The following is a 25,752-nucleotide window of genomic DNA, read 5'->3' as shown; positions in this document are numbered from 1 at the left end:
AACTATGTTTAAACAGTTTTTCACCAACAGAGAAATAAAGCTTGCACAAAAAGCCGTGGCAAATCAGCCTGAAAATATCTTAAAACTGGATATCTTAGGTAATTTATATTTGCAAAATAAACAGTATAAAAATGCTGCAGAAATTTTCCAAAATATAATAGAATTGGACAAAACCTATCTTCCCGCTTATTTGAAACTTGCGCAGAGCCTAAAAGGTAGTTTTAGATATTTATATGCCTTTGATACACTTTTAAGCCTTAAAGAGTTAATGCCGCTTGATAAACAGGCAACAGAACTTTTATTTTCGCTCCGGGATGCTGATACAGACCTTGAAAGCAAAGTAACCATCCTTGAAGGTTTGCTGAAAATAGAACCCGGCAATCAGCCTTTGATGGAACAATTAGCCGATACACTTTTGAAAAACGGGGAATTTACAAAATCCGCTTCAATGTACGAGAAGCTTCTTGCTATGGAAGAAAAATCTCAATATGCCCAGCAGCTTGCCTTAATCAGCGAAAAACAAAACAATATCCCCAAAGCCGTTGAATTGCTTGAAAAATTGTTGCTTTTAGGCACTATAGAAAAAGAGTTTATTAAAAAACTGGCGCATTTTTATGCCGTAACAGAAAGGTTCGAAGAAGCAAAATCTATTCTTGGACTGCTTATCGAATCTAACCCTGAAGAAAAACAAGAACTCTTAACAAAAACAGCCGAAATTTTTATATTAGAAAAAAAGTACGACGAAGCGCTTGAAAAATGTAACGAGGTGATAAAAGAAAATACTTTTCATTCACCTGCCAAGTTTTTGATGGTGAAATGTTATTTGGAACAAAAAAAATATCTTGAAAGTATCGATTTTTTGAGGGAATTTTACTATGACCCTATTGATGAGAAAACAGAGCAAACTATAGTAACTATGATTATTGACGCTTGCATAGCCTATTGTGAAGAATTGAGCCTGGAGCGAAAATTTGATAAGGCTTTTGACAGTCTGTTTGAAGCGCTCAAGTACAATCAAAGTGAACCTAAGATTTATATGGCACTGGCTAAATTAAGCGATGATATTAAAGACTTTGACGGCGCTAAAGAATACAGGAAGATTGCAGAGGAACTGCTAAACTAAAAAGCTGCCATAATTTACTTAATAAATGTATATATTTTATTGTCACAAACCGGATAGTTTGCTAGAATTAATATTAATTATTTCACCCGATGAAGTTTCCACATGAATGTATCACAAGTAAAACCATACAATCTTATCCGTACTACGGGTAGCAGTTTAGCCAATCGTTCCGATAAAAAAAATTTTTCAAGGGATAGATTACAAGGCAGCTCTTTGAGCGCTTGCCCCTGTAATTATTATAATCTTATATCCTTTGGTGCTACTGCCACTGATATTAAAAGTGCGTTTATTTTAGGCTGTGAAGATAAATTACTTCAACCCCGTTACGATGGCGGTTATGATGTTGATAATGAAACCGATACAGTATTATATTATGGCGAAGCCGCTAAAAATTATCTCAGAAGCACAACTTACTACGATAAAGAAACACAAGTAATAGCTCAATCTGATTGCAGATTGAGCGCCAACTCTCCCAATCGCAATGAAATGTATCTCAACGAACCCGGTGCTATTTTAATCCCCGCTAAAACATATGCAAAAGTGAATGTTATTGAAGGTAACCCTATGGTTGTTATTACCGGTAAAATGCCCTACTGGTATTCTAAGATGTCACCTTTTGAAACAACTCATAGAGAATTTTTTGAGCTTTTGACGGATAAGAATAAAAAAATATTTGCAGATAAAGTACATAAAAAAGTCTTTATACCTTATGTAAAACAATTAGAAGATTGTGGCTTCATTTATCCGGTTGACAGCGAGGGTTATACTTCTTTTAGATTTAATACGGAAACCGATAAGCTTAAAAATCATTTAACTTCATTAAACATAGATGAAAAATCGGCTAACCGAATTGTTCAAATATACTCACAATATAAAAGGAGAAATATATTCACTCTACAGAATGAAGGTGAGGTAAAGCGTGAATATTTTTGCAGTTGTCCTGATTGGGTTTACGATAAACTTTTAGCTCGCGAAATTTTAAAGCGCCAAAATGATAAAATTGTATGGAATTCTTTTTATACAATAGATGAATTACAAAAAGAGTTATGGGATAAGGTTCAAATATATGGTGATGTTAAGAATGAAATATTAGCGGTATGGCTTGGTACAACCAAATCAGGATTTGATATCTCCGGTCTTGCCAATGAAAATAACGACGTAACTGTATATTTGCATAAAGACAAAATTAACCAGCATAATTCAATGCCCACGGAATGGATTACTAATTCTACGGCATGGACAAGAAAGGGAACTTTTATTAACGGGGTATCCAGAGTTTATGACGGAAATGACGAGTTTGATACTACAGTCAAAGATTTTAATATAATCAGACCGGAAGAAGAGATTCATAAGCATCAAAATGCCAGTAACTTGAATGAAAAAATGACGGAAGTATACGTGGTAACACAAGGTGAAGCAGCTATGTGCGCGATAGTTAACGGGCAAAAATCAATCAAAGTATTAAAAAAAGGTGATTGTGCAGTAGTCCCATCCGGTCTTGAGCATGGTATTGTGGCTATAAAAGGGAAATACGAACATTTATGTACGCAGGCGCCATCTTCTTTTCACTACGGTCTTAAATTTAAAAACATAGTTGAACCGTTTAACGAAGAATTAAAGACAAAGGCAAAACATATGCTAAACAATTCAAGCATCCTAAAAGAGCCTGACTTTATGTTAAGCCCTCCTCTCTTCCTTGTTCGCCTTTTGTTTCCAAACATAATAAATAAGGGTAACCAATGACACAAATTAATCCTGTTATTTTCAAACAATTTAATTCATATCCTGCCGTAAGTCGGAATTACGCTCCGGTTAACGTTGCCCCTGCTTCATATATCCCCAAACAGGAAGTGCAGGAAAACAAAAAATTGAAAAATTATCTTTTAACAGGTGCTGCAGGGCTTGCCATTATTACAGCAGGGGTAATTATTCACAAAAGAAATATTAGCAAGGCCTCTGAGGCAGCAGGGGCTATTATTAACAACGCTAAAGAAGTTGTTTTAAAAAGCTCTGTCAAAAAAGTTTTTGAAGAGCAAATGGCTAATTTTGCCGATGACATTACTTACAGAAAAAGCCTTATGCAGGAAATATCTGCTCAAGCCGGGTTAAAGGTTGAGGATTATGCTGTTTTGCGCTCGATTATCGGCAAACAGGAGCTTACCGCCGTAGTAAAAGGTTTAGATGGGAACCCCGCCTGCTATAAACAAGGTCAAAGAGCACAAAAATGGGTACAGGACAGCGAAAATTTTGATAACATAAATAATCTTCTCTATAGGGCAAATTTGCACATGCACACTCAGGCCTCAGACGGCGCTATGTCTGTACAGAAACTGCTTGACGATGCGGCGGCTTATGCCGATAAAGTGGCTGCTTCTAACCCTTCCTTAGTTTCAAATGCTCCTTTCACCATCGCAATAACAGACCATGACACCACAAAAGGTTGTATTGATGCGCTGAAAATCATTGCTGCTGCGCCTGAAAAATATAAGAATTTGAGGTTGGTTTTGGGTGCAGAACTTTCTACTTACCATTCCAATCTGCCAAACGTTAATGAGAATTTTTCCACCCATCTTCTGGCGTACTGTGTTAATCCTTTTAAAGGCGATTTTGCATCAATGGTTGAACAGAAGCAAAAAAATACTATCAATATGGCAAGGCACATTATTGCTAAAATGAAGGATAAGTTTAAAGACGCATGGGATTTTAAAGAAATCGATTATAATTTGGACGAAGCCAAAACTACAAGCTGGTGTATAAAAGAAGGGCTTAATACCATAATAAATCCTGTTAAAGATTACTTGCAATTTCGCAAAATCTATCATGAACTTGTGAAATATAATGAACCTTTAAAAGAATTTTTAGGCAAAAAACTTGCAACCCAAACGTTGGATTTCCCATCTACAGCTTCTCATGTTACTTTTGTACATAAAAATTTGATGCCAAACGCCCCTGTTCCTTATTGGGAAAAATATATTGCTTCAATAAAAATGGAACTGCTTCAACGGTTACACGGCAAAGACATGAAGATTAATGCGGAAAACTACAAAGGACTCTTTAAAGAAGTGGATGATTTATTTAAGCCTCTCAATGACAGTGTTAAAGAGAGTTTGCAATCAGTAGAAAATCAAGTATATCAAACAGGTATAAAAGATTCTTCTTTGATTTTTGAATTTGGCAAAATATTAGAAATTTTAAAGCATGACAATGATATCATACCCGCAATAGCTCATCCTGCTTTAAGACATAAGTACGATTATACTAAAGAGCCTACAGATAGCCTGATAAAGGAAACTATAGAAAATCTTTTTAAATTCTTCAAAGAAAACGCAGGGGATAAAACACTTTTTTATGAAAAAAATTACCCGTATTTTCAAGGCGGAGCAGGTAATTATGTTAAAGTTGAAGATGATTTGCTTGATTTTATAGACAAAGCGGCAAAAAGGCATTCTTTGCTGCCATCGGGTAGTCTTGATACCCACGGAAAAAACATTTTTTTAACGGAATAATGCTTTATTACCGCCGGATAAAAATAAAACCCCCAATAGCAATTATTACGGTTATATGAGGTAGGAATTTTCCCATAAACTTGAATCTCTTTTTAACCTTTCTATATAACAAAAAAGGACACTCTAAAGAGTATCCTTTTTCAAGATTGGGCGTGAAGAGACTCGAACTCCCACGGGGGTACCCGCCAGATCCTAAGTCTGGTGCGTCTACCAATTTCGCCACACGCCCGTATCTTCGGCAGAGTGCCACACACCAATATTTTTTGGCAGAGTGCCACACGCACACGTTTTATTGTTATTTGATTTCCAATACATACAAAATATCAAAAGCATACATCAAGGTCAAGTTAATGTTAAATATTTTTTGAAGGTTATACCCACCTGTTATATTGCAATTATTATATGAAATACTAAAATTAAATACATGAAGAACAGACAGGGAGTTTTATACATGAAGGCTTTAAAAATCACAATAATTGTATTAGCTGCTATCATTGCTTTGGCGTATCTGGCATTTTTATTTGTTATTCCAAATGCTATTAATCTGAATCACTATACAAATGATATTAAAAGGGCAGCATTTGAAAATGCAAAGTTAAATGTTGATTTGTCAAATATAAAAATCATCACAACCCCTAATTTAAAAGCAGGGCTTAGAATTGATGATTTAAAAGTTTCCTACCCCGACAATACGCAGCTGCTTAATACCCAAAAGGCGGAAGTGAAAATAAATTTGCTCCCTCTTATTTTCAAAACTGTTCAAATAAGCGATGTAACTGTAAACAACCCTCAATTTAATATTGAAGTGTATGATAACGGCAGGCTCAAAATCGAAAAATATTTTGCCGATAATATGCAAAATACTGCCGCTAATCAAGAACCTGTAGCAATACCGTTCAAAATTTCCGATAAAATGCCAAAGGTTATGATTCAAGGCGGCGAAGTCAGCTTTACTGACCTTAAAACAAAAAACAATATTAAACTAATGAACGATAAAATACTTATTGATAAAACAATTTTGAATAAGCATGCCCGCATAGCGCTGACAGGCAAAGTAGTTGCCAATGACAAAGAAAATATGGTTTATGACCTAAATATTGATACATTTCTGCCGGATATGACTAATCAGGAGGTTAAAAAAGAAGCAGAAGCAATATATTTTGATTTTGTAGACGAGTTTATCAAATATGACTTCAAAGCCAATATTAAATCTGACCTTAAGATAACTCAAAAGAAAGATAATTTAAGAATTAACGGCAAATTTGATGCGGATAATATAAGCTTTGTTATAGATAAGAAGACACTCCCTCAAAGCAATATTCATGCCGTATTTAAAAATGAAAAGATATCTTTTGATGCCTTGCTTGCATTATGTGATAACGAAAAAGCGGCTATAAAAGGGGTTATAAATAATTCCAAACACCCTGATATTGCATTGAATGTTTTGACAGAAAAAATAAGCATTAATAATCTTCAAAAAATCGCTATAGCTGTTTTCAGCTCTTTGAATATTCCTAACGATTTGAACAAAATTCAAACAAAAGGTTATATAACTTCTGACTTTGATTTAAAAACAAACCTTAAAAAATTTGAGTCGAAAGGCAAATTTGAGGTAGTAAACGGCGAAATCAGATATAACCTGCTGGGGCTTAATGTAACTGCTATCAACTCTTTAGTAGATATGTCAGGCAACGAGTTTAAAATAAATAAAACCACTGCATTGATTAACGGAACTCCTTTTAATATAACAGGCAAAATCACTTCTGATGCTGTAGCGGATATTTCTGTTACGACCAAAAACCTTAAAATCGCGCAGCTTGCCAATACACTTATGCCAGCAGACTTAAGAAAATCCTATGAAGTCCAAAGCGGTATACTGGATTTATCAATAGTTATCAAAGGCAAGCTGGAGGATATTAAGCCTGCTGTTAATATGCAGCTTGCAAATTTAAAAGCAAAAGATAAACTGAACAACATTACATTTATCAATAAATCCCTTAATGCCGATATAAAAACAAACGGTAAGGATTTTTCAGGGGATATAGCTTTAAATGATTCCAAAGCCATATTAAATGACCTTAACATGACCGCTGTTCTGCCGGCAGTTGCGGTAAGCATTACACCTAAAGTAATAACCGTTAAACCATCTACACTCTCTTTAAATAACTCAAATTTAGCCTTTGAGGGTATTATTAAAGAATACAGTACAAAACCTGATATAAACTTAAGCGCAAAAGGCAAAATTAACTCTTTGGATATTAAAGCATTTGTAGATAAGAGCCTTTACCCCTACGTAACAGCCAAAGGCTCTCTTCCTTTGCTGGTGAAAATAAGCGGTAACGATAAAAAAATAAACGTAAAAGCACAAATCATGGCAGATGCCCAAAATCATTTTACGGTAGCTACCATCAAAAAACTCGCCCAAAAAGACAGCATATTAAATATAGATACCTTAATAGAAGGGTCTAATATTAATATAACGGATGCCGGTTTATACATGGCTGCAGAAATTTTGGGCAATGATTTTGCTTCTCTAAAAACAGCAAATGAAGTCATAAAGTTAAACGGTCATATAAACGGCAACAAACTTAAAGGTATAAAATTAACAATTCCGCAAGAATTAAGCATAACAAACGATGCGCTGCCAAAGTCAAACGTAAATCTGAAAGCGAATATTAACATTGACGGCAATATGGCTTCACCGGCTTTGAGAGGAAATATAAACCTTTCAAGCGTCAGCATTCCCGACTATCTAATAAGAGCCCAAATAATCAATATAAATCTGAATTCTTCGTCTATTACAGGTGAGATATTAGGTTTGAATGTTAACGGCAACCCTATGGATATCGACTTTAGTGCTTCATCAAAAATCACAATGCCTTTTGTGGTTCACAATATGAAATTAGTATCATCTGATATTGATTTGGACAAAATTATCTATGCAACAACCAAATTCCCGCAAGCACCTGCCGGAACGGTTGTTTCTAACGCTCCTATGATACCTGTAACTATTTTAAACGGCAGTGCGAAAATTGCCAAGTTTAAAACAGGCACGATAGAAGCTTCTAACATTACTTCCGATTTTAAGCTTCATAACGATTTGCTTACGATAAGCCCTATGAAAGCGAACGCTTTTGACGGTAATGTTTCAGGCATGATTAAGTATAATCTTAAAAACCTTCATATGACGGCGGATTTAAACGGAAGCGATATGAACGCTAATAAAGCAGTTACAGCTCTGATTGCAATAAAAGACCAGCTGCAAGGCACATTGGATTTTACTGCAAAAATTGCCATGTCGGGTGATACTATGGAAAAACAGTTGAAGACAATGAGCGGAAATGCTTCGTTCAAGGTAAAGGACGGGCAGATGGGCAGTTTAGGGCGTCTTGACTTCTACCTTAAAGCGGGCAACATTCTCAATAACAGTTTTTTAAAATCAAATATTTATTCCGTCGTTAATACCGTTGCACCGTATAATACAGGTAAATTTGCAGTTATGGAAGGGGCTTTGTCCTTTAACAACGGATATGTCCACCTTAAGCCTGTGACATCAAGCGGTGAATATATGGCATTATTGCTTGACGGCAAGCTTAATATGCTTAACAGCAACGGGGATATAAAAATATACGGACGTTTAAACCAAAAACTGACAAGCCTTCTCGGGCCTTTGGCAGATATGAGTCTGGATAAAATCTTAAATTATATTCCTAAATTCGGTTCGGTACTCTCCGGCATGCTAAAAGCATTTAACGCTGTTGCTCCCGATAACACTATAAATAACATTCCGCAGCTTACCCCAAAAGCAAGCTCTAAAACCTTCAAGGTGGTTATAGACGGCAATACCATGAACCCGTCTTCCGTTAAGTCTTTCCAGTGGCTTAATACGGAAGAAGCACAGGAAAAGACCGAAGAGTCATTGTCTTCGCAATTGCAAATAAAAATCCCTAAAACAAAAGAAGAAATTATTGAACAAGTTAAAGAAATCCCCCAAATTAAACAGCTGCAAGAAAATGAAACTGTCAAAACTCTGCAGAACTTCGGCAAATTATTCTTAAAGCCCAAGGAAGAATAAAATTTTTCATGCTAAAATCAAGGTATGGCTAACTCAATAAAAATAACTTCAAACAACCTTAAAGATACGCAAAAAATCGCAGAAATTTTAGCTGATTTTTATATCGAAAATAATGGCGGACTGATTTGTCTTTATGGTGATATAGGGAGCGGAAAAACAGCACTGACAAGATTTATTGCAAAACGCACGGGAGTCGTCGAAAAAGTTACAAGCCCGAGCTTTGTTATCCTTAATGAATATCACTCGGGTAAAATCCCTCTTTATCACTTTGATTTCTACCGTCTTGAAAAAGAGGGAGTGAGCTCAATGATTGATGAAATAGAAACTTACTGTGAGCAGCCTGATACTCTTACGATTGTTGAATGGGCAGAATTTTCCGATAACAGACTACCCCCAAAAAGGTTGAATCTTAACATAAAATACATTGATGAAGACACAAGGGCTTTGGAATTGACCTGCGAAGAGGCAGCCCTTATAAAGGCTTTGAAAGAAAGGTTCAAGAACTATGAATATACTGGCGTTTGATACGAGCCTTCACAAAACCTGTATAGGCCTTAAAATAAATGACGATATAACAACAAAAACAATACTAAGCGATGAAAAAAACTACCACAGTGCATATTTGCTTGATACAATCGTAAAACTGCTTAAAGAAAATAATCTTACATTAAAAGACATTAATTTGGTTGCTACAAATATAGGACCGGGGAGCTTTACAGGAATTAGAGTAGGAGTAAGTATCGCAAAAACAATAGCGCAGACTCTTGATATTTCTTGTGTTCCAATAAATTCAGCGGAAATTTTAAGCAGAATTATTTCAGAGCCTTCTATATGTGCATTAGACGCCAGGAAAAATATGGCTTATGTCAAGCAAAGTAATGACAACACAGTATCAATGATTGAACTTTCCGGGCTTTTATCTCTTATCAAATCTAAAAATTGTAAAGTTATATCAGACAGTTCTTTAGGTGGGATTTTTATCAAAGAAGGAATTGAATATATTAATTTTGAAACGTCTGAAGCGGATTTTGGAAGAATTTTGCTTGAAATAACCGAAGAAAAAATTAACAGGCATAAACTTGTTAATTGGTGGGATTTGAAGCCTCTTTATTTGCAGCCTCCGCCAATCCATCAAAAAAAAATGAGCATTTATTAAGAATTGTTAAAAGTTTTCGTCAATAATAGCAAATTATTTTTTTATATTTGTTAAAGCACTTGTAAGTACGAATTTCATGTTATATAATAATTTTCTAAAGGAGATATTTATTATGCAAGTAAACAACAATTCTTCAGTTTCATTTGAGGGCGCTAAAAGAGCAGTTAAACCTAAGGCTAGCTCTACCCCTAAACCTAAGGCACCAAAAGCTGCTGCAGATGTGGTAAATATTGGTGCAGAGGGTGCAGCCAAAACTACCCTTAGACAAAAAATGAGCAATGGCGTGAAGGCGGTTAAAGATGTAGCAGCTAAAGTTAAAGCTAGAGTTGAAGGTGCTGCTATTAAAACGGGTAAATATATCCAAGAACATACGCCTAAAAAATTAGTAGGCTTCTTTGAAACCATTGGAACTAAAACCAAGTCCTCGGCTAAAGCTGTTTACAATGTTGCTAAAAAGCCGTTTGTAGTCGGTGTTGCCGTTACAGCTGCTGCTGTTGCTGCTGCTACTATTGCTACAACTAAATTATTGTCTAAACGTGATGCTGAAGAACGCGGTTTTGACTATATATAGTTAATAAAAAACTAATTAGCTAAAAGGAGACCTTTTCACCGGTCTTCTTTTACTTTGAACAGAGTATCTTTAAAAAAAAATAGTTACAAAACTTTAAAAAACTGCTAAAATATGGGAACATGTGTCAATTTTTGAGCATGATTTGTTTTTCTCTATTTATCAGGTGATGGTAGTAAGGAAGTGTCGGTTGAATTATAGTCAGGATAATCCCGAATTAACTTTTGGAGCGAATAACAATAAGACTAAGGAAGCAACAAGATTAGGGCATGCCAGCCCGATAAGGTCTGTGCAGAAGCAGGTGTACTCCCCCAAGAAGACATCTAACAGGCTTTTCGGCGGCTTTAACCAAAAAAATTCTTCCCAGAGTCTTTTCTCCATTCAAAATACAATGGATCCTATGGATGTATTGTATGATTTTTCGTCTATTGCGAAATCCAAACAATCATCCGAAGATGTTTATTATTTGCTCCACAATCTTATAGTTTCAAGAATGGGTTTGTCATTCAGTGCATTAGGTATTTTAAACTCACAATCGAATTGTATTAACATTAAATTGCTTGACAGAATAGCAAATTGCTATAATTCAAGGGTATTGTTAAACCAGCTGCATAATCCTATTGTAAAAGCTTTCAATGATAAAATACCCCAAACTATTCCGAATAATACCTTCCTGAATATCGATTATTTATCTGACTCCAAGACTCTTATTTTACCTATGATATATCAAGGTAATTGTCATGGCGTGCTTATTTTAGGCTACAGTGAGTTATCACAGCCTTGCAGCGATTTATTGCAGGTTTTGGTAGATTATTTAACACTGCATATTGTTAATTCACAATTAGCGGAAAAAACAAGCTTAACAAGTGATGTTGATATCTTAACAGGGCTTGCTACCCATCGTTCATTCCAGGAAAAACTATCTCTTGAACTTAAAAAAGTGCAAGAAACCGGCAAACCTGTTTCTGTAGTAATTTTTGACGTTAATAACATTTCACAAATTAACAGAGAATTCGGGCATGCCAAGGGCGATGAAATTATCAAACTTGTATCAGAGAAAATCAAACAAAATATACGCAGTGTAGACGTAGCAGGAAGATACGGCGGTGATGAAATAGCGCTTATTCTGCCTGATACGGATAATTCAGAAGCAAGTTACATCACAGAGTATTTAAACTACAGTTTATCCTGCTGTCTTGTTGATGACGTTGGTACTTTAAAGGTTAGTGTCGGTCTTGCTACTTATCCGACTTGTGCCAAAGAACAGGAAAAATTATTAATCCTGGCTGAACAAGCAATGATAATCTCGAAAAACAAAGGCTACAAGAACGGAATATCGGTAGTTGTTAATGCTCAGGATATAAATTTCTGGAATGATGCAGCGTTAGACTCTTTTGCGGCTGTTATTGCAAAAAGACACAGCCAATTAGGTTTAAATTTTGAAGAAGAACTTGTTAATAAGTTCCATAATGACTCTACAAATTCGAATAATCATATTTTAGACGTTGTAACATCACTTGCAGGCGCAATTGATGCTAAAGATACTTATACAAAAGGTCACTCACAATCTGTTTCAAGGTATTCCGAAGCGTTGGCAAGGGCATTAAATTTACCGGATGAAGAAGTCGAAAGAATTAAGTTAGGCGCTTTATTGCATGATGTAGGCAAAATCGGCATTCCTGAAAATGTTTTAGGCAGACAAGGCAAGCTTGAAGACGACGAATGGGAAATAATGCGGCAGCATCCTGTTATCGGTGCTGAAAAAGTACTCGCCCCTGTTGAAGCGTTAAGAGATTTAATCCCCATAGTAAAACATCACCATGAACATTGGGACGGTTCAGGCTATCCTTCCAACTTGAAAGGTGAAGAAATACCTTTGGCAGCAAGGATTGTTGCCGTGGCAGACACCTTCCATGCTCTTATCAGCGACAGACCTTACAGAAAAGGGTTACCTATTGAAAAAGCTGTAGAAATCCTAAGGGTCGGTTCAGGAATTCAATGGGATAAAGAACTCGTCAGAAAGTTCATAACTATTGCACCGTCATTAATTACAACTATTTAAAATTATAACATCTTAGGTTTAACATCAACATTTGAACCTATTGTAGGTGGCGTATCTGCTTGAGCTGTTGCTGCGGGAGTTGATGTTTGTGCTGTAGTATTATTTGTTGCAGTTGCTTGAGTGTTTTGAGTTTCTGTTTTTGTTTCTGTATTGTTTTGTTTATTTTCGGTTTGGTTATTTTGTTGTTTTTGATTAGTTTTGCTGGCATTTTTATTTTGTGCGCCAAAAACTGTAGAAGCTTTGCCGTTTAAGCCTGCCATACCAAGCCCTGCTCCGTTTCCTGATGAGCCGATAGAATTATCCTTGTTATCGGCGTTGGCTGTGTTTACATTATCGTTATCGTCAGCTTTGCCTGCTTCTACTGATTTTTTCAAGGCTTCTGCTTGTGTGTAAATATCATTATTATTATCTGTAGCTTTGCTTGAAGAATCTTTGGTTTCTTCCGAGTTTTGATTGATTTTTTGCTGGTCGGTATTCAATCCTGCGAGTGTATTTTGAGCTTTGTTAAAATTATTTGTGCCTTGGGTTTTGTTTGTTTTGCTTTGGTTATTAAAATTAGTTGCAAGGTTTTGTTGCGTGGTTTGTTGACCCCTGTTTTGGTCACTTGCCGCTTGTTTTTGGTTACTGCTTTGTTGAGCAGCACTGCTTGCGACACCTGCCGCTTGTCCTGCTATTGTCATTACAGCCCCCGCCTCTTTATTTGTTACACCTAAGGCGCCTGTTACAACACCTACAGCTTTTTGTGCTATTCCGATGCCGTCTTGTACAGTTCCTTTGATATCCAAAGCTAATCCTTTTGCATATGTATATGGCGTTGCCATAAAACTTTTCCCTAATGCTTGGTCAAGTTTTCCAAGCAAACTTGTATTTTCTCCTGTTGCTTGTTGTGTTTGACCTGTAGCTACCTGAGTATCCCCCAATGCGGTAAGAGCACCGCCTGCAGTTGATAAACTTTGAGAGGTTGTTTGCAGTGCCTGGGATGTTGCGGCATCTTCTTTAGCCCCTGCCGACTGAGTATCTGCCTGTTGTTTAAAGTTATTTGCCGCTTGGGTCGCTTTTGTAGCCTGAGCGGCTTGTTGCTCACCCTTAGCTACCTGTGTTTGTGCCTGCTGGGCTGCTATTTCTTGTGATTGTGTTTGAGCCTGAATCAGCTGCTGAGATACTGCTGCCTGTGCTGCACTTTCTTCACCGGCTTTTTGCGAATCTTTGTTACCTTCCTGACCTGTTATCATTTTGTCAAAGCTGCCGTCAACTTTTGATTTTTCACCGTCAGACATATTTGAATCACTCATTATTGCGCTTGTTTCTGATTTAACGCCGGAAATATCCTTACTGTCAGATTTTTCTACATTTGTATCCACTGTAGTTTGTTCGCCCTTAACACCTGTCTGTCCTTGTGTTTTATTGTCTGTTTTATTTGTATCAGCTTTAAGTACACTTTTATCTCCGGCTTTGACCTTACTCTTTAAGCCTCCGATTTTACTTTTTTCTCCATTTCCTCTTGACTCTGTGGATTTAGCCGAGTTTTCTGCCGAGCCTGCCGTACTTTCAAGTGTATTGAATTTTTGTGCAAGACTGGCATATTCCTGGTCTCTGTTTCCTCTACCATCTTCATCTTCAACTTTAGCGGAATTGTTTTTTGGGGAAGTGCCTGAAGAAACATCTTGTGATTTATCCGTTTTAAACATATTTTTCATTTTTGCCATAAATCCTTCTTCTTCTTCAGGTTGCAGGTCGTTGGCTTTTGAATTGCTGAAGCTTAAGCCTAAGCCGTCTTGATAATTTTCGTCAAGTTTAGCTAAATCTACGCCACCGTTTTGGTTAGATTCTTGTTTTTGTCCAAAAATACTATTATCATTATTGGCGTTGATAGATTTTGAAGTATCAAAAGGATTAATATTGCTTGTTGAGTTAAAAGGATTTGTAGAACCTGCAGAATTTATTCCTGAAGTGTTATTATTGTTTGATGCTTTTAATGAAAGCCCTGCTTCTATACCCGAACCCGATGAAGATAGTTTCATATTCTTTGCATCGGCCGACATAATACTGTTCAACTGGTCAGGCTGCTGACCTGAAACATTAACATTCCCGTTTTCACCTTGCTTCTTTTTAAGAAGTTCGGCGATTTGTTGGCTATTTTGTTGTTGTTTTAATCCAATTGCCATGCCATGCTCATTTTTATGCTATACTGTATATATAAAAAATATATACGATAGAAAATTGCCTTTTTTAAAAAAAATTTATGTTATAATAAGTTTTAAGACAGGAGAGAATTTGTGAAACGTCAAGCACAGAGCCTAATTGAATACTTTATTATACTGATTATTATAATGCTTTTATCTTCAATTATATTGATATTTTTCAAGGCTCTTTTTGTAAGGACTTCTTCCGAAAATGACATACATGTTCCTGCTTCCAAAGAAAGCCGGCAGAGCGAAGAGAACTGCTCTTCCGTAGGCGGGGAATGGGATTATAAAAACGGTATTTGTGAGCCGAAATAATTTTTATTTATTTTTTTGATATACTATTTTTGCTTGATAACATTTAAGAGGGGAAAGATGACTAATTGTGAACTAAGATATACAGAAATGTCCGAGACAGGCTTGGGAATCAGCATAGAAGTGAATTCTACCTTGTATCATGGGGAGTCTGATTTTCAGACTATTGATATTATTGATACCAAACCACTGGGAAGAATGCTTATATTAGACGGTTTAGTGATGACCAGTGAAAAAGATGAATTTTTTTACCATGAAATGATATCCCACATTCCTTTAAATTCACATCCAAACCCCGGACAGGTTCTTGTAATAGGCGGAGGCGACGGCGGAACCGTCAGAGAAGTTTTGAAGCACAAAAGTGTAGAGAGAATTGTTTTATGTGAGATAGACGGTGAAGTTATAGAAGTTTGCAAAAAATACCTGCCGACTATAGCAGGTGAGCTTGATAACCCTAAAGTTGAGCTGCAAATCAGGGATGGGGTTGAATATATAAAATCACAAAAAGACCAATTTGATATTATATTAATTGATTCGACCGATCCGCTGGGACCCGGGGTAGGGTTATTTACCGAGGATTTTTATACCAACGTTAAGTTAGCGTTAAAAAAAGGCGGTATAATGGCGGCACAATCAGAATCGCCTTTTGCGGATAAAAAAGAAATCCGTTTAATGTATCCTCTTTTAAAAAAAGTGTTCCCTATAGTTAAAACCTTTGTAGGTCCTATTCCTGCATATCCCGGAGGATATTGGTCATGGGCGTTTTGTTCGGTGGATTCAGAACCTCTTTCATATATTAATGAAGCTAATGCGGATGAAGTTTCCAAGTCTTGTAAATTATACAATAAAGACCTACATTCAAGCGCTTTTGTATTACCTAACTTTGTTAAAGAACTGGTTGAAAAATGTTAACAGGTCCTTTTTTATCAAAAGACTGGATGTGTGCTAACCCTGATTATAATTCATCTGATTGGGTTTTATTAGGAATGCCTTTTGATGCTACATGTTCTAACAAAAATGGAACAAGGTTCGCCCCTGCTGCTATAAGAAGCGCATCCTGGGGGCTTGAGGAGTATTCGCTCAATGCTGAAAGAGAACTGAGCGAGGTAAGTTTTTTTGATGCGGGTGATTTAGAATTTCCAATCTGGGGTGTACCTAAAACCCTTGATATTATAGAAACTAATGTAACATCTGCGCTTGATGACGGTAAAAAGGTGTTTGGAGTTGGCGGAGAGCATCTTGTTACTTTAGGAACGCTAAAGTCCTATTTTAAAAAATATAATGACCTTGTATTAATACACTTTGATGCCCATGCAGACTTGCGTGAGGAATATTTAGGCGAAGCGCTCTCTCACTCTACGGTTATACGCAGGATTTTAGAATTTTTGCCTGCTTCAAATCTTGTGCAAATAGGTGTCCGCTCGGGCGAAAAAGCTGAATTTGAATGGATGAAAGCTAATAAGACCCTGATATCATCTCAGGAAGATTTCAAAACCCGCTTGGGCGAATTCAAAGGATGTCCGGTTTTTATAACCTTGGATATTGATGTTTTGGATTCTTCGCTGGTTCCCGGAACAGGAACTCAGGAGGCAGGCGGAATGTTTTATAATGAGCTTATATCCTGGCTGAACTTAATTAAAGGTCAAAATGTGGTGGGTATGGATTTACTTGAAGTATCTCCCGATTATGACCCGTCAGGCGCTTCTGTCGCTGTTGGCGCAAAATTAATCAGAGAAATGCTCCTGTTATTTGCTTAAAGCGTTTGCTTTTGATAATGAAGCGGTAATAGCTTCTGTAATTTTAGAAACTTGTATCACCGATATATTTTTTTCGGTTTTAAGTTCATTTGTATACTTAGGTATAATAGCTTTTTTAAATCCCAGCTTGGCGGCTTCTTTTATTCTGGGTTCAATCTGATTAACCGGTCTTATTTCCCCCGACAGGCTAAGCTCTCCTATTATAACGGTTTCAGGGTCAATACATACATTTCTTGCACAGGATGCAATCGCCATTGCAACTCCTAAATCAGCGGCAGGTTCATTGATTTCTATTCCGCCTACAACAGATACATAAATATCATGTTTACTGAGATTTAATCCTAATCTGCGCTCAAGTACAGCCAAAATTTGCAGCATTCTGTTATACTCCAGCCCCGTTGCCACACGTCTTGGTGAAGGGTAGGATGTCGGACCTGCAAGAGCCTGCACCTCTACAAGCAAGGTTCTTGAGCCTTCATTTGTTGCTATTACAACACTTCCTGATATAGTGTTGTCCTGCCTGTGAGAGAGGAATAATTCGCTCGGGTTTTTGACCTCAACAAGCCCGTGGTCCTCCATATTAAAGATACCCACTTCATTTGTCGAGCCGAAACGGTTTTTAATAGAGCGCAAAATTCTGTAAAATTTATATCTTTCGCCTTCAAAATAAATCACTGTATCTACCATATGTTCAAGCACTTTTGGACCTGCAATCGTTCCGTCTTTTGTTACATGTCCTACTATAATAATCGTTGTTCCCGTTGTTTTTGCTATTTCAATGAGTGTACAGCAGCATTCACGGACCTGTGATACACTGGCGGGCGAGCTTGAAATTTCATCGGAATAAACAGCTTGTATACTGTCTATAATTACAACTTTAGGGTTTGCGGTTTCAATCGCCTTTTTTATTTCATTTATGTTTGTTTGTATTAAAACATCAAGATTATCAGTGTTTATGTTTAACCTTTGAGCTCTAAGCTTTATTTGTTTTGCGGATTCCTCAGCTGAAATATAAAGCACGGGTATATTTTTAGCCAGGCTAGCGGAAGATTGAAGAATAAGGGTTGACTTTCCGATACCGGGGTCACCTGCTATAAGCACAAGTGAACCTTCTACCAGACCTCCGCCCAAAACTCTGTCGAATTCGCTTAAACCGGTTGAAAACCTTGTGTTTTCATCTATAGAAATCTCATGTATTTTTTGAATTTTGTTCTCCTGCACGGATGATGATATTGTAGCGGTTTTCACCTTGGCAATGGAAACTTTTTCTTCGACAAAACTGGACCAGGAATTACACTCATGGCATTTCCCCAAATACGCAGGTGATTCGTATCCGCAAACTTGACATACCCATTTTGTTTTAACTTTTGACATAAATTACTTAATACCGAGATATCTGGCTGTACAGCCCCAATTAAATCTTTTTATCATATCACATTTCTTTTGGGGGTTTAATATATCTTCTCTTATACCGGCAGGGGCAATACCGTTTTTAATTATGTAAACTTTTAAAATATCCTGACCAATGATGTTAGGTGGTTTACCGCCGTTTGTATCTATATACAAAGCCGCACAGGTACCTATTATATTAGAATCATTCGAGCAGCCCGGAGAAATCAACTCTGCCATTATAAACTCACCTTCATTGGTTTTAAGCCCGGGTTTTTTAAGCCCTTCCCAAAGCCAATTTGAAGACCAGCATCCTTCTTCTTTGGCATCATCACAAATCAAATCTATTTGCAAAAGCTGCGAATATGCGTTTATTATTTCCTTTTCGTTGTTAAACCTGTTTACAAAATTACTGTTGCCTGCAATATTTTTAGACGCATAATCAATCTTATTATACATAGACCCGCAGCTTCTCTTTAAATCCGTAAAACGGATATCAGCTAACATCGGTTTTATAATTAATACGTAGCCAAAGAAAAACATAAAAACTATGAATGATATTTCTATTGCCGATAATGCTTCACGGTTCTTGTTTTCCATTATACTTTATTATCCTCTTTATTATTATTCTAATTATATACTATTATTATGTTTTTGTTAAATTTTAGTTAGCATAAATTCTCATATAATTCCAATAGCTTCTGAAAACTTTTTTTACATAATTTTGTGTTTCAGGGTACGGGATATTTTCTATAAATTCATCCCCATCTTCATAGGTTAAGGATTTTGCCCATTTGTTAACAGACCCCGCCCCGCCGTTATAAGCACAAACCTCAAGCATAGGTTTATTATCAAGCTGATTTCTAAGCTGTTTTAAATACCGTGTTCCATATTTTATGTTAGTTTCGGGGTTGAATAGCAAAAATTCATTTATCTGACCAAATCCGTTATTCAAGGCGATTTCTCTTGCAGTAGAGGGCATTAGCTGCATAAGCCCTACGGCATTTGATGAACTTAGCGCAAGATTGTTAAAATAACTCTCTTCCCTTATCAACGCAAGAAGCAAATACGCATCTAAACTGTTTCTTGCCGAATATTTATTTATCAGCTCACCGAAATAAACCGGGTATACAAAATGCCATCTTTTGTCTGTACGAACGGGTTTATCGTTCATTTCTTCCACGGCATCCCTTGCTGTAGTTGCGGCTTTTGATTTTAAGCCTTTTCTGTACAAAATCCAACTTTCTATGAACGGCTCTTTAAAATCATGGAATATATCTATAGTATCAAAATCTTCTACCAGTAAGAGTTCTGCCGTTGTTGCAGTAAACTTGTTTTTAATTTCGCTGTAAGAATATGGCAGTTCAAGCTCAAAATCAATATTTTCTATACGATTTTTCTTATTTGCAGACCACTTAGGGTCTTTTCCGCCGTCAAGTTCGTTCAATCTTCCAAAAGCCCTAAACGCATAATAATCATCGGGGTATTTGTTAAGAATTCTTGTATAGATTTTTTTTGCCATATCTTTGTTATGTTCTTTTTCGTAAATTTTCCCAAGCCAAAAATTAACTTTTGGCGCGGATTTTGTATTGGTGAAATTATTCAAATGTTTTAGGGCATATTGTTTGGCTTCCTCATAATTTTTATTCTGATAGGCATTCCATATAAGCTGCCATAAAGCTTCTGATGAATAATTACCCTTTAAATGGTTATCCATAATTTTTTTATACAATACTAAAGCCCGGCCTTTATCCAAATAATTTGCCTTGTTATAAAGCGCTATATCTTCAATATTTTTTTGTGCCAGTACAATGTCTGTTAATTCATCCCAGGCCAATGATTTAGAGGCTGACATAGCAGCATAAGCGTACATGGCGTTTTCCACCTGCTGCAAATCAGAACTTGTCGAATAATTTTGAAGCCCCTGCCTGATTATATCTTTAGCATTTTTATAATTGTTAACAGCCTGATAAGACTTGGCAAGATAGTACCAGCTCTTTGAAATACTTATATCTTTGAGGAAAAAAATTGCTTCGCTGAATTTTTGGGCATTATAATAAACTAACCCGATATTATACCGCTCATCATTGGAGAGATTTGCTTTATTTGTAATCAGGTTGTTTACGCAGTCTTGAGAAAATCTTCCGTCTGAGCTTTGGGAAATATATTTTTTCCAGTACTTTATTGCAGTTTCTTTATCCTTTTGACTGTACATTTCTGCCAGGTAATAATAACTGCCTGTTTCAAAGTCAGTATCTTTATGAGCATTAATAATATTCTCAAATTCACCTTTTGCCAAATCAATATTTTTTGAGCGCAAATAAGATTTTGCCAAATCATATTTTGCCTGCAGATACAAATAACTTCCCGGATATTTAGATATCAATGCTTTGAGATTTTTTTGCACAGATGCTTCATCGCCCGTTTTAGCCGCACATTGAGCTTGTAAAAACAATACCGCATCGTAAGCTTCATATCGCGGCGAAATGGTCATTAAGGTGGAGAAAGCTTGAGAATATTCCTCGTTTTCTTTTTGTTCCATTGCGGTTTTGTATATTTTCCTGTAATGTTCGGCGTTGTTAAATATACTTCCGTACTGAAAATACTCATATCCTGCTACACCGGCAAAAAATATGAGAAATGCTATTATTAAAAATTTTATTACAGTATTAGATTGTTGTTTTGCCAATGTTATTCCTCTATTCTCACTGTATTTTTAACTTCCGGCGTTATCGGCGAATTGTTTTTCAAATAATCTATCAACATTCTATCAAGAAAATAATATGTATGTTTTGGATTTTTTGAGTTTTTAAATTGAATGTATCCGTCTCCGCCGTTAAACAAAAAAGAATCCGTTGCAACGCTGTAATAACGTTGAAGGTCCAAAGGTTCAGAATTTATAAAGACGTTTTTTACCCTTGAGCCTTTTTTCAGAATTTGTGTCAGGTTTTCATTCATCACCATCGGTTCTTTTTTTAAGTCAATCGTATAATCTATATTATACACCTGAAGAAAAGAGTTGGAAGGTTTCGGATAAAGCCTTGCACTATTTTCAAGTACAGATAAAATATCTTTGCCCTTAACCTGTGAAATGACTACGTAATTTTCAAACGGCAAAAGTTCAAATATATCTTTGTAAGAGATTTCCCCTGCAGGAATAATCCCGCCCTGTCTTAAACAACCCGAAACGCTTATTGCGCATTCCGCTTCGGGGAAAGCTGCCAGTTCCGCCTTGTTGAGTAAACTGCCTGCGGTGGTTAAATTTGTTCTTATAAAGTCTTTCTTTGAATTTATGGGAAGGGTTGTAGTACCGGCTGTTTCATTTTGGTAAATTTCAAGCTGCTTTGTGTATATTGATATATAATCTTCTATTTCTTTGTTTGTATTTATTGAGGCATCTATCGGGATAAGCTGAAAATCAAAATCAGTGATTTTATCATTTTCAACATTCGCAACAATTTTGCCTGCATATACACCAAATTCGCCATTTTGTGTGATGTATACATTTCCTTTCTTTTTTTCAATAACAACGGGCTTTCTCAGAAGAGTATGAGAGTGTCCCCCTATAATTAAATCAATATTATCTGTGTTTTTTGCTATTTCAATATCTTTGTTAATTCCGCTATGGGATAAAACAATAATTATATCAGTGCTTTTATCGATTTTTTTTACTATTTTTTTTATTGTTTTTATTTCATCAAGGACTTCATATTCTTCAGGGTTACTGTCTGTTGTCGCCTTTATTGATTGTGTAGTAACTCCGATAATTCCCGCTTTTATACCGTTAACATCTTTTATAATGTAATCTTTTACAAGTTTATTTAACTGCCTGTCTTTAAATTTTATATTCGCGGATAAAAAAGGGACATTTGAAGTAGAAATTGAATACTTAAGGCTTTCAAGCCCATGGTCAAATTCGTGGTTTCCTAATGTAATAGCATCATAGTTTTGTTTTTTTAAAACTTCCAGATTTATATCATCTTTAAAAACCTTATAGTACAGCGTTCCCTGTGCAAAATCGCCTGCATCAAGGATTAAAGTCTTATTATCTTTTACAAAAACCGCCGCCCGCCTTGCTGCGCCGCCTACATCTGTCAAATTTTTATAATCTACGGGTTCTAATCTGCCGTGCAAGTCGTTTGTTGTATAAATGGTTATTTCTTTAGCAAAACTTATTGCACAAAATAAAAAGGTTAATATTAAGCTATATAGTATCTTTTTCATAAACACATTATAGCAAAAATATTTTATTTTAATTATGGTTCAGTATTAAACAACCACACTTTGCGCTTGTTTAATCACATTCTCCAAAGCCTCCAATGCATCGGAAGGAAGTTTATCCAGACCTGCTTTTTCGGTTGCTCTTGATTTTACGAATTCAATTCTGTCGTTCATCCTTTTAATAAATTGGTCAGCATAGTCTGTATCTTTAAAGGAAACATCAAAGTCGTCCAATCTCATAATTTCAATGTCAGAGAAGTTTTCCCATTTTTCAAATTTTGCCGCACCTTCAACAATAGCTTCAATAATACCCAACGTATGTTTAGGCTGAACTTTTTTACCCATAAAATCGCCGGTATTTAAGATGTAGCAATCAACCCCGTCATCAATAAGTTGTTTAAATCTTGTATAATCCATCTCTAAAGGGTAAGTTCTAAACGGGTTGGCATAAGGTTCAACAACTAAAGCATTCGGGTCAACACCTGCCGCCAGTCTTTCCGCACTGGAGCGCTTTGTTGCAAGGGTAGCGCCCATTGCCGAACCTAAAGAAGCGCCGCTTAATTTTAATACCGGAGGGATAGTAGGGTCTTGCATCAGCCAAAAAATAGCGTTAATAGGTTCATCAATCCTGTCTTCTCTGTTTGGCGACCAAAGTTTTGATTTAACGGCTCTTCCGTTACCGTTTCTGATATCCTCCGTTATTGAGTAAAGTTTGCCGTCTTCGCCTAAAATTACACCGTTATTTTGCTGTGTAATGATATATTTATTATCTTCACAGCCCATCGGATAGTCCTGAGTTTTGTCAAAATAAGCAGGTTCAAGTGCGATAGAGTATTTGTCTTTAACATTTACTATTAACGCATCATCGTGCAGTACCGTAATATCATACTTGTTATTGTGGCGCGCATGGGTAATTGTGGACTTGCCGCTGCCTGATAGTCCGAATACAGCTACAGAGTACTTCTTACCGTTTTCAAGGTTGTATCTTTTCAACCCGCCGTGGCAAGAGGCGTAACCGTTTCTTGCTGCAGCACCCCAAGCTAATGTTAAGGTGCCTTTTTTATGTTCGCCAAAGTATCTCATACCTAAAATAGCCGCTACGTTGTGTTTAGGGTCAAAGAAAGTTAACCCGTACGGAAAATCAGGATGGGTCCAGTCAGGGTCAGAGAATACGAAGATGTCGCCCTCTGGAATCTCTCTGGAGTTTTTGTACATTTTGCCGTATTCTTCGTTAAAATATTGGAAATTCAACATCCAGCTGTACATTACATTTTCAAAGCCTTCGGGAATTAAAAGATGAGCTTTTACCATAAAATCTTCATCTAAACCGACAACAACCTCTGTTTTGTACATTAATTTGAATCTTGTATTATAAACAGCTTCTCTGATTATAGGCATTAAATAACTCAAATCACAGTCCGGCTCTCCGACTATTTTTCTTGCGGCAGAACACCTGCCTACTACTGTACCGTCATTAAATAACAGTTGATTTGCGCCTTGGGGCAAACCTATTTTTTGAGGTTCAAACACAGGCATGCCGGTTAACTCAACTGTACCTAGGCTGCTTTGAGCCAACTTATAAGCTTCACTTACTGTTTGTATATGTTCTGTATTGTTGCCGTAGAAAGGCGCCATAATAGTAGCGCGTGCGGCAGAAGTAATATTCTTCAACTCTTGCGAATTTCTAAAAAATTCTATTGTCGCCATTTTTTCTCCTTTTTATTAAATATTTCTATCGTTTTTTATATATCTCCAACAGTTACTTTAACATTATTAGTGCCGTCTTGTATAGTTAAAGTTCCGTCAAGATTTATGTTTTTTACAATCCCCGTTATTTTTTTGTCCATGTTTTTTACGGTTATTTCTTTATCAAGTATATCTGTCCTTTTTTCATAATCTTCTTTTATCATCACAAATCCGGTTTGCATAAACTCGTCGTATTTAGCAAAGAAGTTTGTAAGAACATTTTCTATAAATTCATTTCTGTCAACAGCTTTGTTGATTTCTAAATTTAAAGCCGTTGCAGGTTGGTCTATATTTAACAAATCCTCTTTATCAAAATTAAGATTTACACCCACGCCCAAAACAAAACCTTCTATTTGGGTACCTTTAAAAGACGATTGCGCCAAAATTCCTGATATTTTTTTGCCGTTTATGAGAATATCATTCGGCCATTTTATAAAAGGCTGCAGAGGATATTTTTCAAATTCTTCGCATAGTACAATACACATTAGCTGGGTTAAATTTTGCAGGTTTTGAAGATTTTCCGGTTTTGGTTTTAGCACTATTGAAAAATATGCATTCTCGGGTTTATAAGATATCCATTTTCGTTTAAACCTGCCTTGAGCGTGGGTCTGCTTTTGCGCCGATATAACGCTTTTATGAGCCAATTCTTTGAGGTGTGCCAAAGCATAGGTGTTTGTTGAATTAAGAGTTTCAAAGTTAATAAGTTCGTACATATCTGCCTTATTAATTCCATCTAACTTAGTATAATATCATAAATAACCTTGTATGAACCAAACAAATATGCTGTTTAAAAAAAATATTTTTGGTACATAATACTATTAGAACATTGAAAAGTTTATATGGGGACGTTTTGGATTTGACAAGGCGATCGATTGACTCAGACTGCGAATCGGAGCGCTGTTCTCCGTTATCAACGAGCAAAAACACAAATGGCAACAATGTCAGAAAAGTTGACTTCGCATCTCACTTTGCACCAGCTGCAGTAGCTGCGTAACAACAGTCAACCACTCAATAGGTCCTGCCGGCCGATTTATTGGGTCACTTACGCCGGATGCGCTTAGCGGATAGCAATAAACTAAGCTAAGCCTATTGCTAAAGTCAGGCATGGCGTAAAATATGCTTTGTCTTAGTCTAAGGTGTACGTGTTTTCACCGGATTAAGATGAGATTAACTAAAACACTACGTTCGTAGATGTTTGATGATTTCCGTTTTGGACGAGAGTTCGAATCTCTCCGTCTCCACCATTATTATAGTTACAAAAGGGCTTGTAGCGCAGCTGGTAGCGCAGTTGACTCTTAATCAATTGGTCGTGGGTTCGAGCCCCACCAAGCCCACCATTAAAATAGTTCTACTTATAATTTCTATTAAACTTTCTGCGGATTATTTTTAATTTTATCCTGTTTATAATACAAACAGCTATAATTTGACAGACAGAATGGAAAATGTGACAAGTAGAATGGAAAAATTTTAATTTTGAGAAAATCAAGTCGGAAGTTTTTCCAAACTGATTGTCAGACATTCAGAATATAAATAACAGACAGAATGAGAATTCTCATTTTAGGTAATCGAAACAAGAGGGAAGTTACTTCCTCGTTTAAAAGCGGAAAAGGGCATTTTAAAAGCTTTGTAAACACTTCCTACTTTAAGGGGA

18 protein-coding genes, 2 tRNA genes and 1 other RNA gene are annotated in these 25,752 nt (G+C 36.3%); 13 read left to right on the top strand and 8 right to left on the bottom strand.

The window, feature by feature from the left end; all coding sequences use genetic code 11:
• Positions 1-4 precede the first annotated feature (4 nt).
• The 3 genes from PHX18_08585 to PHX18_08575 all read left to right on the top strand — a co-directional run bounded on the left by PHX18_08585 (position 5) and on the right by PHX18_08575 (position 4,629).
• Positions 5-1,123: a CDC27 family protein gene (locus tag PHX18_08585; GenBank protein ID MDD3594666.1), complete on the top strand. Its 1,119-nt coding sequence runs from the start codon at positions 5-7 to the stop codon at positions 1,121-1,123.
• A gap of 102 nt (positions 1,124-1,225) precedes the next feature.
• On the top strand, positions 1,226-2,866 hold the full coding sequence (locus tag PHX18_08580) for a cupin domain-containing protein (GenBank protein ID MDD3594665.1): 1,641 nt from the start codon (positions 1,226-1,228) through the stop codon (positions 2,864-2,866).
• Entirely contained in the window at positions 2,863-4,629 is a 1,767-nt protein-coding gene (locus PHX18_08575; GenBank protein MDD3594664.1) for a hypothetical protein, read from the top strand. Before PHX18_08580 ends, PHX18_08575 begins: the two co-directional genes overlap by 4 nt.
• Before the next feature lie 147 nt (positions 4,630-4,776).
• Here the strand turns inward: PHX18_08575 and PHX18_08570 are convergent.
• Positions 4,777-4,858: transfer RNA gene (locus PHX18_08570), tRNA-Leu, on the bottom strand.
• A 195-nt stretch (positions 4,859-5,053) separates the two neighbouring features.
• Here PHX18_08570 and PHX18_08565 point away from each other — a divergent pair.
• The 5 genes from PHX18_08565 to PHX18_08545 all read left to right on the top strand — a co-directional run bounded on the left by PHX18_08565 (position 5,054) and on the right by PHX18_08545 (position 12,490).
• The gene (locus PHX18_08565) at positions 5,054-8,704 is read left to right on the top strand and encodes an AsmA-like C-terminal region-containing protein (GenBank protein ID MDD3594663.1); all 3,651 of its coding nucleotides are present in this window, start codon (positions 5,054-5,056) and stop codon (positions 8,702-8,704) included.
• A gap of 24 nt (positions 8,705-8,728) precedes the next feature.
• Positions 8,729-9,229, top strand: coding sequence for a tRNA (adenosine(37)-N6)-threonylcarbamoyltransferase complex ATPase subunit type 1 TsaE (gene tsaE, locus PHX18_08560; protein MDD3594662.1), 501 nt, complete (start codon positions 8,729-8,731; stop codon positions 9,227-9,229).
• A complete protein-coding gene (gene tsaB / locus PHX18_08555) occupies positions 9,210-9,860 on the top strand; it encodes a tRNA (adenosine(37)-N6)-threonylcarbamoyltransferase complex dimerization subunit type 1 TsaB (protein ID MDD3594661.1) in 651 nt (216 codons plus the stop codon). The genes tsaE and tsaB overlap by 20 nt, the downstream gene beginning before the upstream one ends.
• 112 nt (positions 9,861-9,972) lie before the next feature.
• The gene (locus PHX18_08550) at positions 9,973-10,431 is read left to right on the top strand and encodes a hypothetical protein (GenBank protein ID MDD3594660.1); all 459 of its coding nucleotides are present in this window, start codon (positions 9,973-9,975) and stop codon (positions 10,429-10,431) included.
• A gap of 187 nt (positions 10,432-10,618) precedes the next feature.
• On the top strand, positions 10,619-12,490 hold the full coding sequence (locus tag PHX18_08545; protein ID MDD3594659.1) for a diguanylate cyclase: 1,872 nt from the start codon (positions 10,619-10,621) through the stop codon (positions 12,488-12,490).
• Positions 12,491-12,492: 2 nt separating this feature from the next.
• Here PHX18_08545 and PHX18_08540 read toward each other — a convergent pair whose 3' ends face one another.
• On the bottom strand, positions 12,493-14,655 hold the full coding sequence (locus tag PHX18_08540; protein ID MDD3594658.1) for a hypothetical protein: 2,163 nt from the start codon (positions 14,653-14,655) through the stop codon (positions 12,493-12,495).
• A gap of 111 nt (positions 14,656-14,766) precedes the next feature.
• On the opposite strand from PHX18_08540, the gene PHX18_08535 reads away from it, so the two are divergent.
• From PHX18_08535 to speB, 3 genes are read left to right on the top strand one after another with little or no spacing between them, the layout of a single operon-like run.
• Positions 14,767-14,991, top strand: a complete 225-nt coding sequence (locus PHX18_08535; protein MDD3594657.1) for a hypothetical protein — start codon at positions 14,767-14,769, stop codon at positions 14,989-14,991.
• Between the two features lie 57 nt (positions 14,992-15,048).
• Positions 15,049-15,900: a polyamine aminopropyltransferase gene (speE, locus tag PHX18_08530; protein ID MDD3594656.1), complete on the top strand. Its 852-nt coding sequence runs from the start codon at positions 15,049-15,051 to the stop codon at positions 15,898-15,900.
• Complete coding sequence (gene speB, locus PHX18_08525) at positions 15,894-16,745, top strand: agmatinase (GenBank protein ID MDD3594655.1); 852 nt, start codon at positions 15,894-15,896, stop codon at positions 16,743-16,745. The genes speE and speB overlap by 7 nt, the downstream gene beginning before the upstream one ends.
• Here speB and radA read toward each other — a convergent pair.
• The 6 genes from radA to PHX18_08495 all read right to left on the bottom strand — a co-directional run bounded on the left by radA (position 16,734) and on the right by PHX18_08495 (position 24,814).
• Positions 16,734-18,119, bottom strand: a complete 1,386-nt coding sequence (gene radA, locus PHX18_08520; GenBank protein MDD3594654.1) for a DNA repair protein RadA — start codon at positions 18,117-18,119, stop codon at positions 16,734-16,736. The two genes, speB and radA, sit on opposite strands and share 12 nt — an antisense overlap.
• Positions 18,120-18,122: 3 nt before the next feature.
• Entirely contained in the window at positions 18,123-18,734 is a 612-nt protein-coding gene (locus PHX18_08515) for a hypothetical protein (protein MDD3594653.1), read from the bottom strand.
• 64 nt (positions 18,735-18,798) lie between these two features.
• Positions 18,799-20,823 (bottom strand): transglycosylase SLT domain-containing protein, encoded by a 2,025-nt coding sequence (locus tag PHX18_08510; GenBank protein MDD3594652.1) that lies wholly within the window; start codon positions 20,821-20,823, stop codon positions 18,799-18,801.
• A 2-nt stretch (positions 20,824-20,825) separates the two neighbouring features.
• Positions 20,826-22,358: a bifunctional UDP-sugar hydrolase/5'-nucleotidase gene (locus tag PHX18_08505; GenBank protein ID MDD3594651.1), complete on the bottom strand. Its 1,533-nt coding sequence runs from the start codon at positions 22,356-22,358 to the stop codon at positions 20,826-20,828.
• Between the two features lie 45 nt (positions 22,359-22,403).
• Entirely contained in the window at positions 22,404-24,062 is a 1,659-nt protein-coding gene (locus PHX18_08500) for a phosphoenolpyruvate carboxykinase (ATP) (GenBank protein MDD3594650.1), read from the bottom strand.
• A 35-nt stretch (positions 24,063-24,097) separates the two neighbouring features.
• Positions 24,098-24,814: a biotin--[acetyl-CoA-carboxylase] ligase gene (locus PHX18_08495; protein MDD3594649.1), complete on the bottom strand. Its 717-nt coding sequence runs from the start codon at positions 24,812-24,814 to the stop codon at positions 24,098-24,100.
• Positions 24,815-24,942: 128 nt separating this feature from the next.
• Here PHX18_08495 and ssrA point away from each other — a divergent pair.
• Positions 24,943-25,345: a transfer-messenger RNA gene (gene ssrA, locus PHX18_08490) on the top strand.
• Between the two features lie 17 nt (positions 25,346-25,362).
• Positions 25,363-25,438 (top strand) — tRNA-Lys (locus tag PHX18_08485).
• Positions 25,439-25,752 lie beyond the last annotated feature (314 nt).

Source organism: Candidatus Gastranaerophilales bacterium, assembly GCA_028696075.1.
Classification (GTDB): Bacteria; Cyanobacteriota; Vampirovibrionia; order Gastranaerophilales; family JAILCC01; genus JAQVHS01.
The sequence above is the reverse complement of the archived record's forward strand: the minus strand, read 5'-3'. Positions and strand labels throughout refer to the sequence as shown.

Bases quoted from the DNA above. Each gene is read 5' to 3' on its own strand.
- PHX18_08585 (MDD3594666.1), top strand. From the start codon at position 5: ATGTTTAAACAGTTTTTCACCAACAGAGAAATAAAGCTTGCACAAAAA.
- PHX18_08580 (MDD3594665.1), top strand. From the start codon at position 1,226: ATGAATGTATCACAAGTAAAACCATACAATCTTATCCGTACTACGGGT.
- PHX18_08575 (MDD3594664.1), top strand. From the start codon at position 2,863: ATGACACAAATTAATCCTGTTATTTTCAAACAATTTAATTCATATCCT.
- PHX18_08565 (MDD3594663.1), top strand. From the start codon at position 5,054: ATGAAGAACAGACAGGGAGTTTTATACATGAAGGCTTTAAAAATCACA.
- tsaE (MDD3594662.1), top strand. From the start codon at position 8,729: ATGGCTAACTCAATAAAAATAACTTCAAACAACCTTAAAGATACGCAA.
- tsaB (MDD3594661.1), top strand. From the start codon at position 9,210: ATGAATATACTGGCGTTTGATACGAGCCTTCACAAAACCTGTATAGGC.
- PHX18_08550 (MDD3594660.1), top strand. From the start codon at position 9,973: ATGCAAGTAAACAACAATTCTTCAGTTTCATTTGAGGGCGCTAAAAGA.
- PHX18_08540 (MDD3594658.1), bottom strand. From the start codon at position 14,655: ATGGCAATTGGATTAAAACAACAACAAAATAGCCAACAAATCGCCGAA.
- speE (MDD3594656.1), top strand. From the start codon at position 15,049: ATGACTAATTGTGAACTAAGATATACAGAAATGTCCGAGACAGGCTTG.
- speB (MDD3594655.1), top strand. From the start codon at position 15,894: ATGTTAACAGGTCCTTTTTTATCAAAAGACTGGATGTGTGCTAACCCT.
- radA (MDD3594654.1), bottom strand. From the start codon at position 18,119: ATGTCAAAAGTTAAAACAAAATGGGTATGTCAAGTTTGCGGATACGAA.
- PHX18_08515 (MDD3594653.1), bottom strand. From the start codon at position 18,734: ATGGAAAACAAGAACCGTGAAGCATTATCGGCAATAGAAATATCATTC.
- PHX18_08505 (MDD3594651.1), bottom strand. From the start codon at position 22,358: ATGAAAAAGATACTATATAGCTTAATATTAACCTTTTTATTTTGTGCA.
- PHX18_08500 (MDD3594650.1), bottom strand. From the start codon at position 24,062: ATGGCGACAATAGAATTTTTTAGAAATTCGCAAGAGTTGAAGAATATT.
- PHX18_08495 (MDD3594649.1), bottom strand. From the start codon at position 24,814: ATGTACGAACTTATTAACTTTGAAACTCTTAATTCAACAAACACCTAT.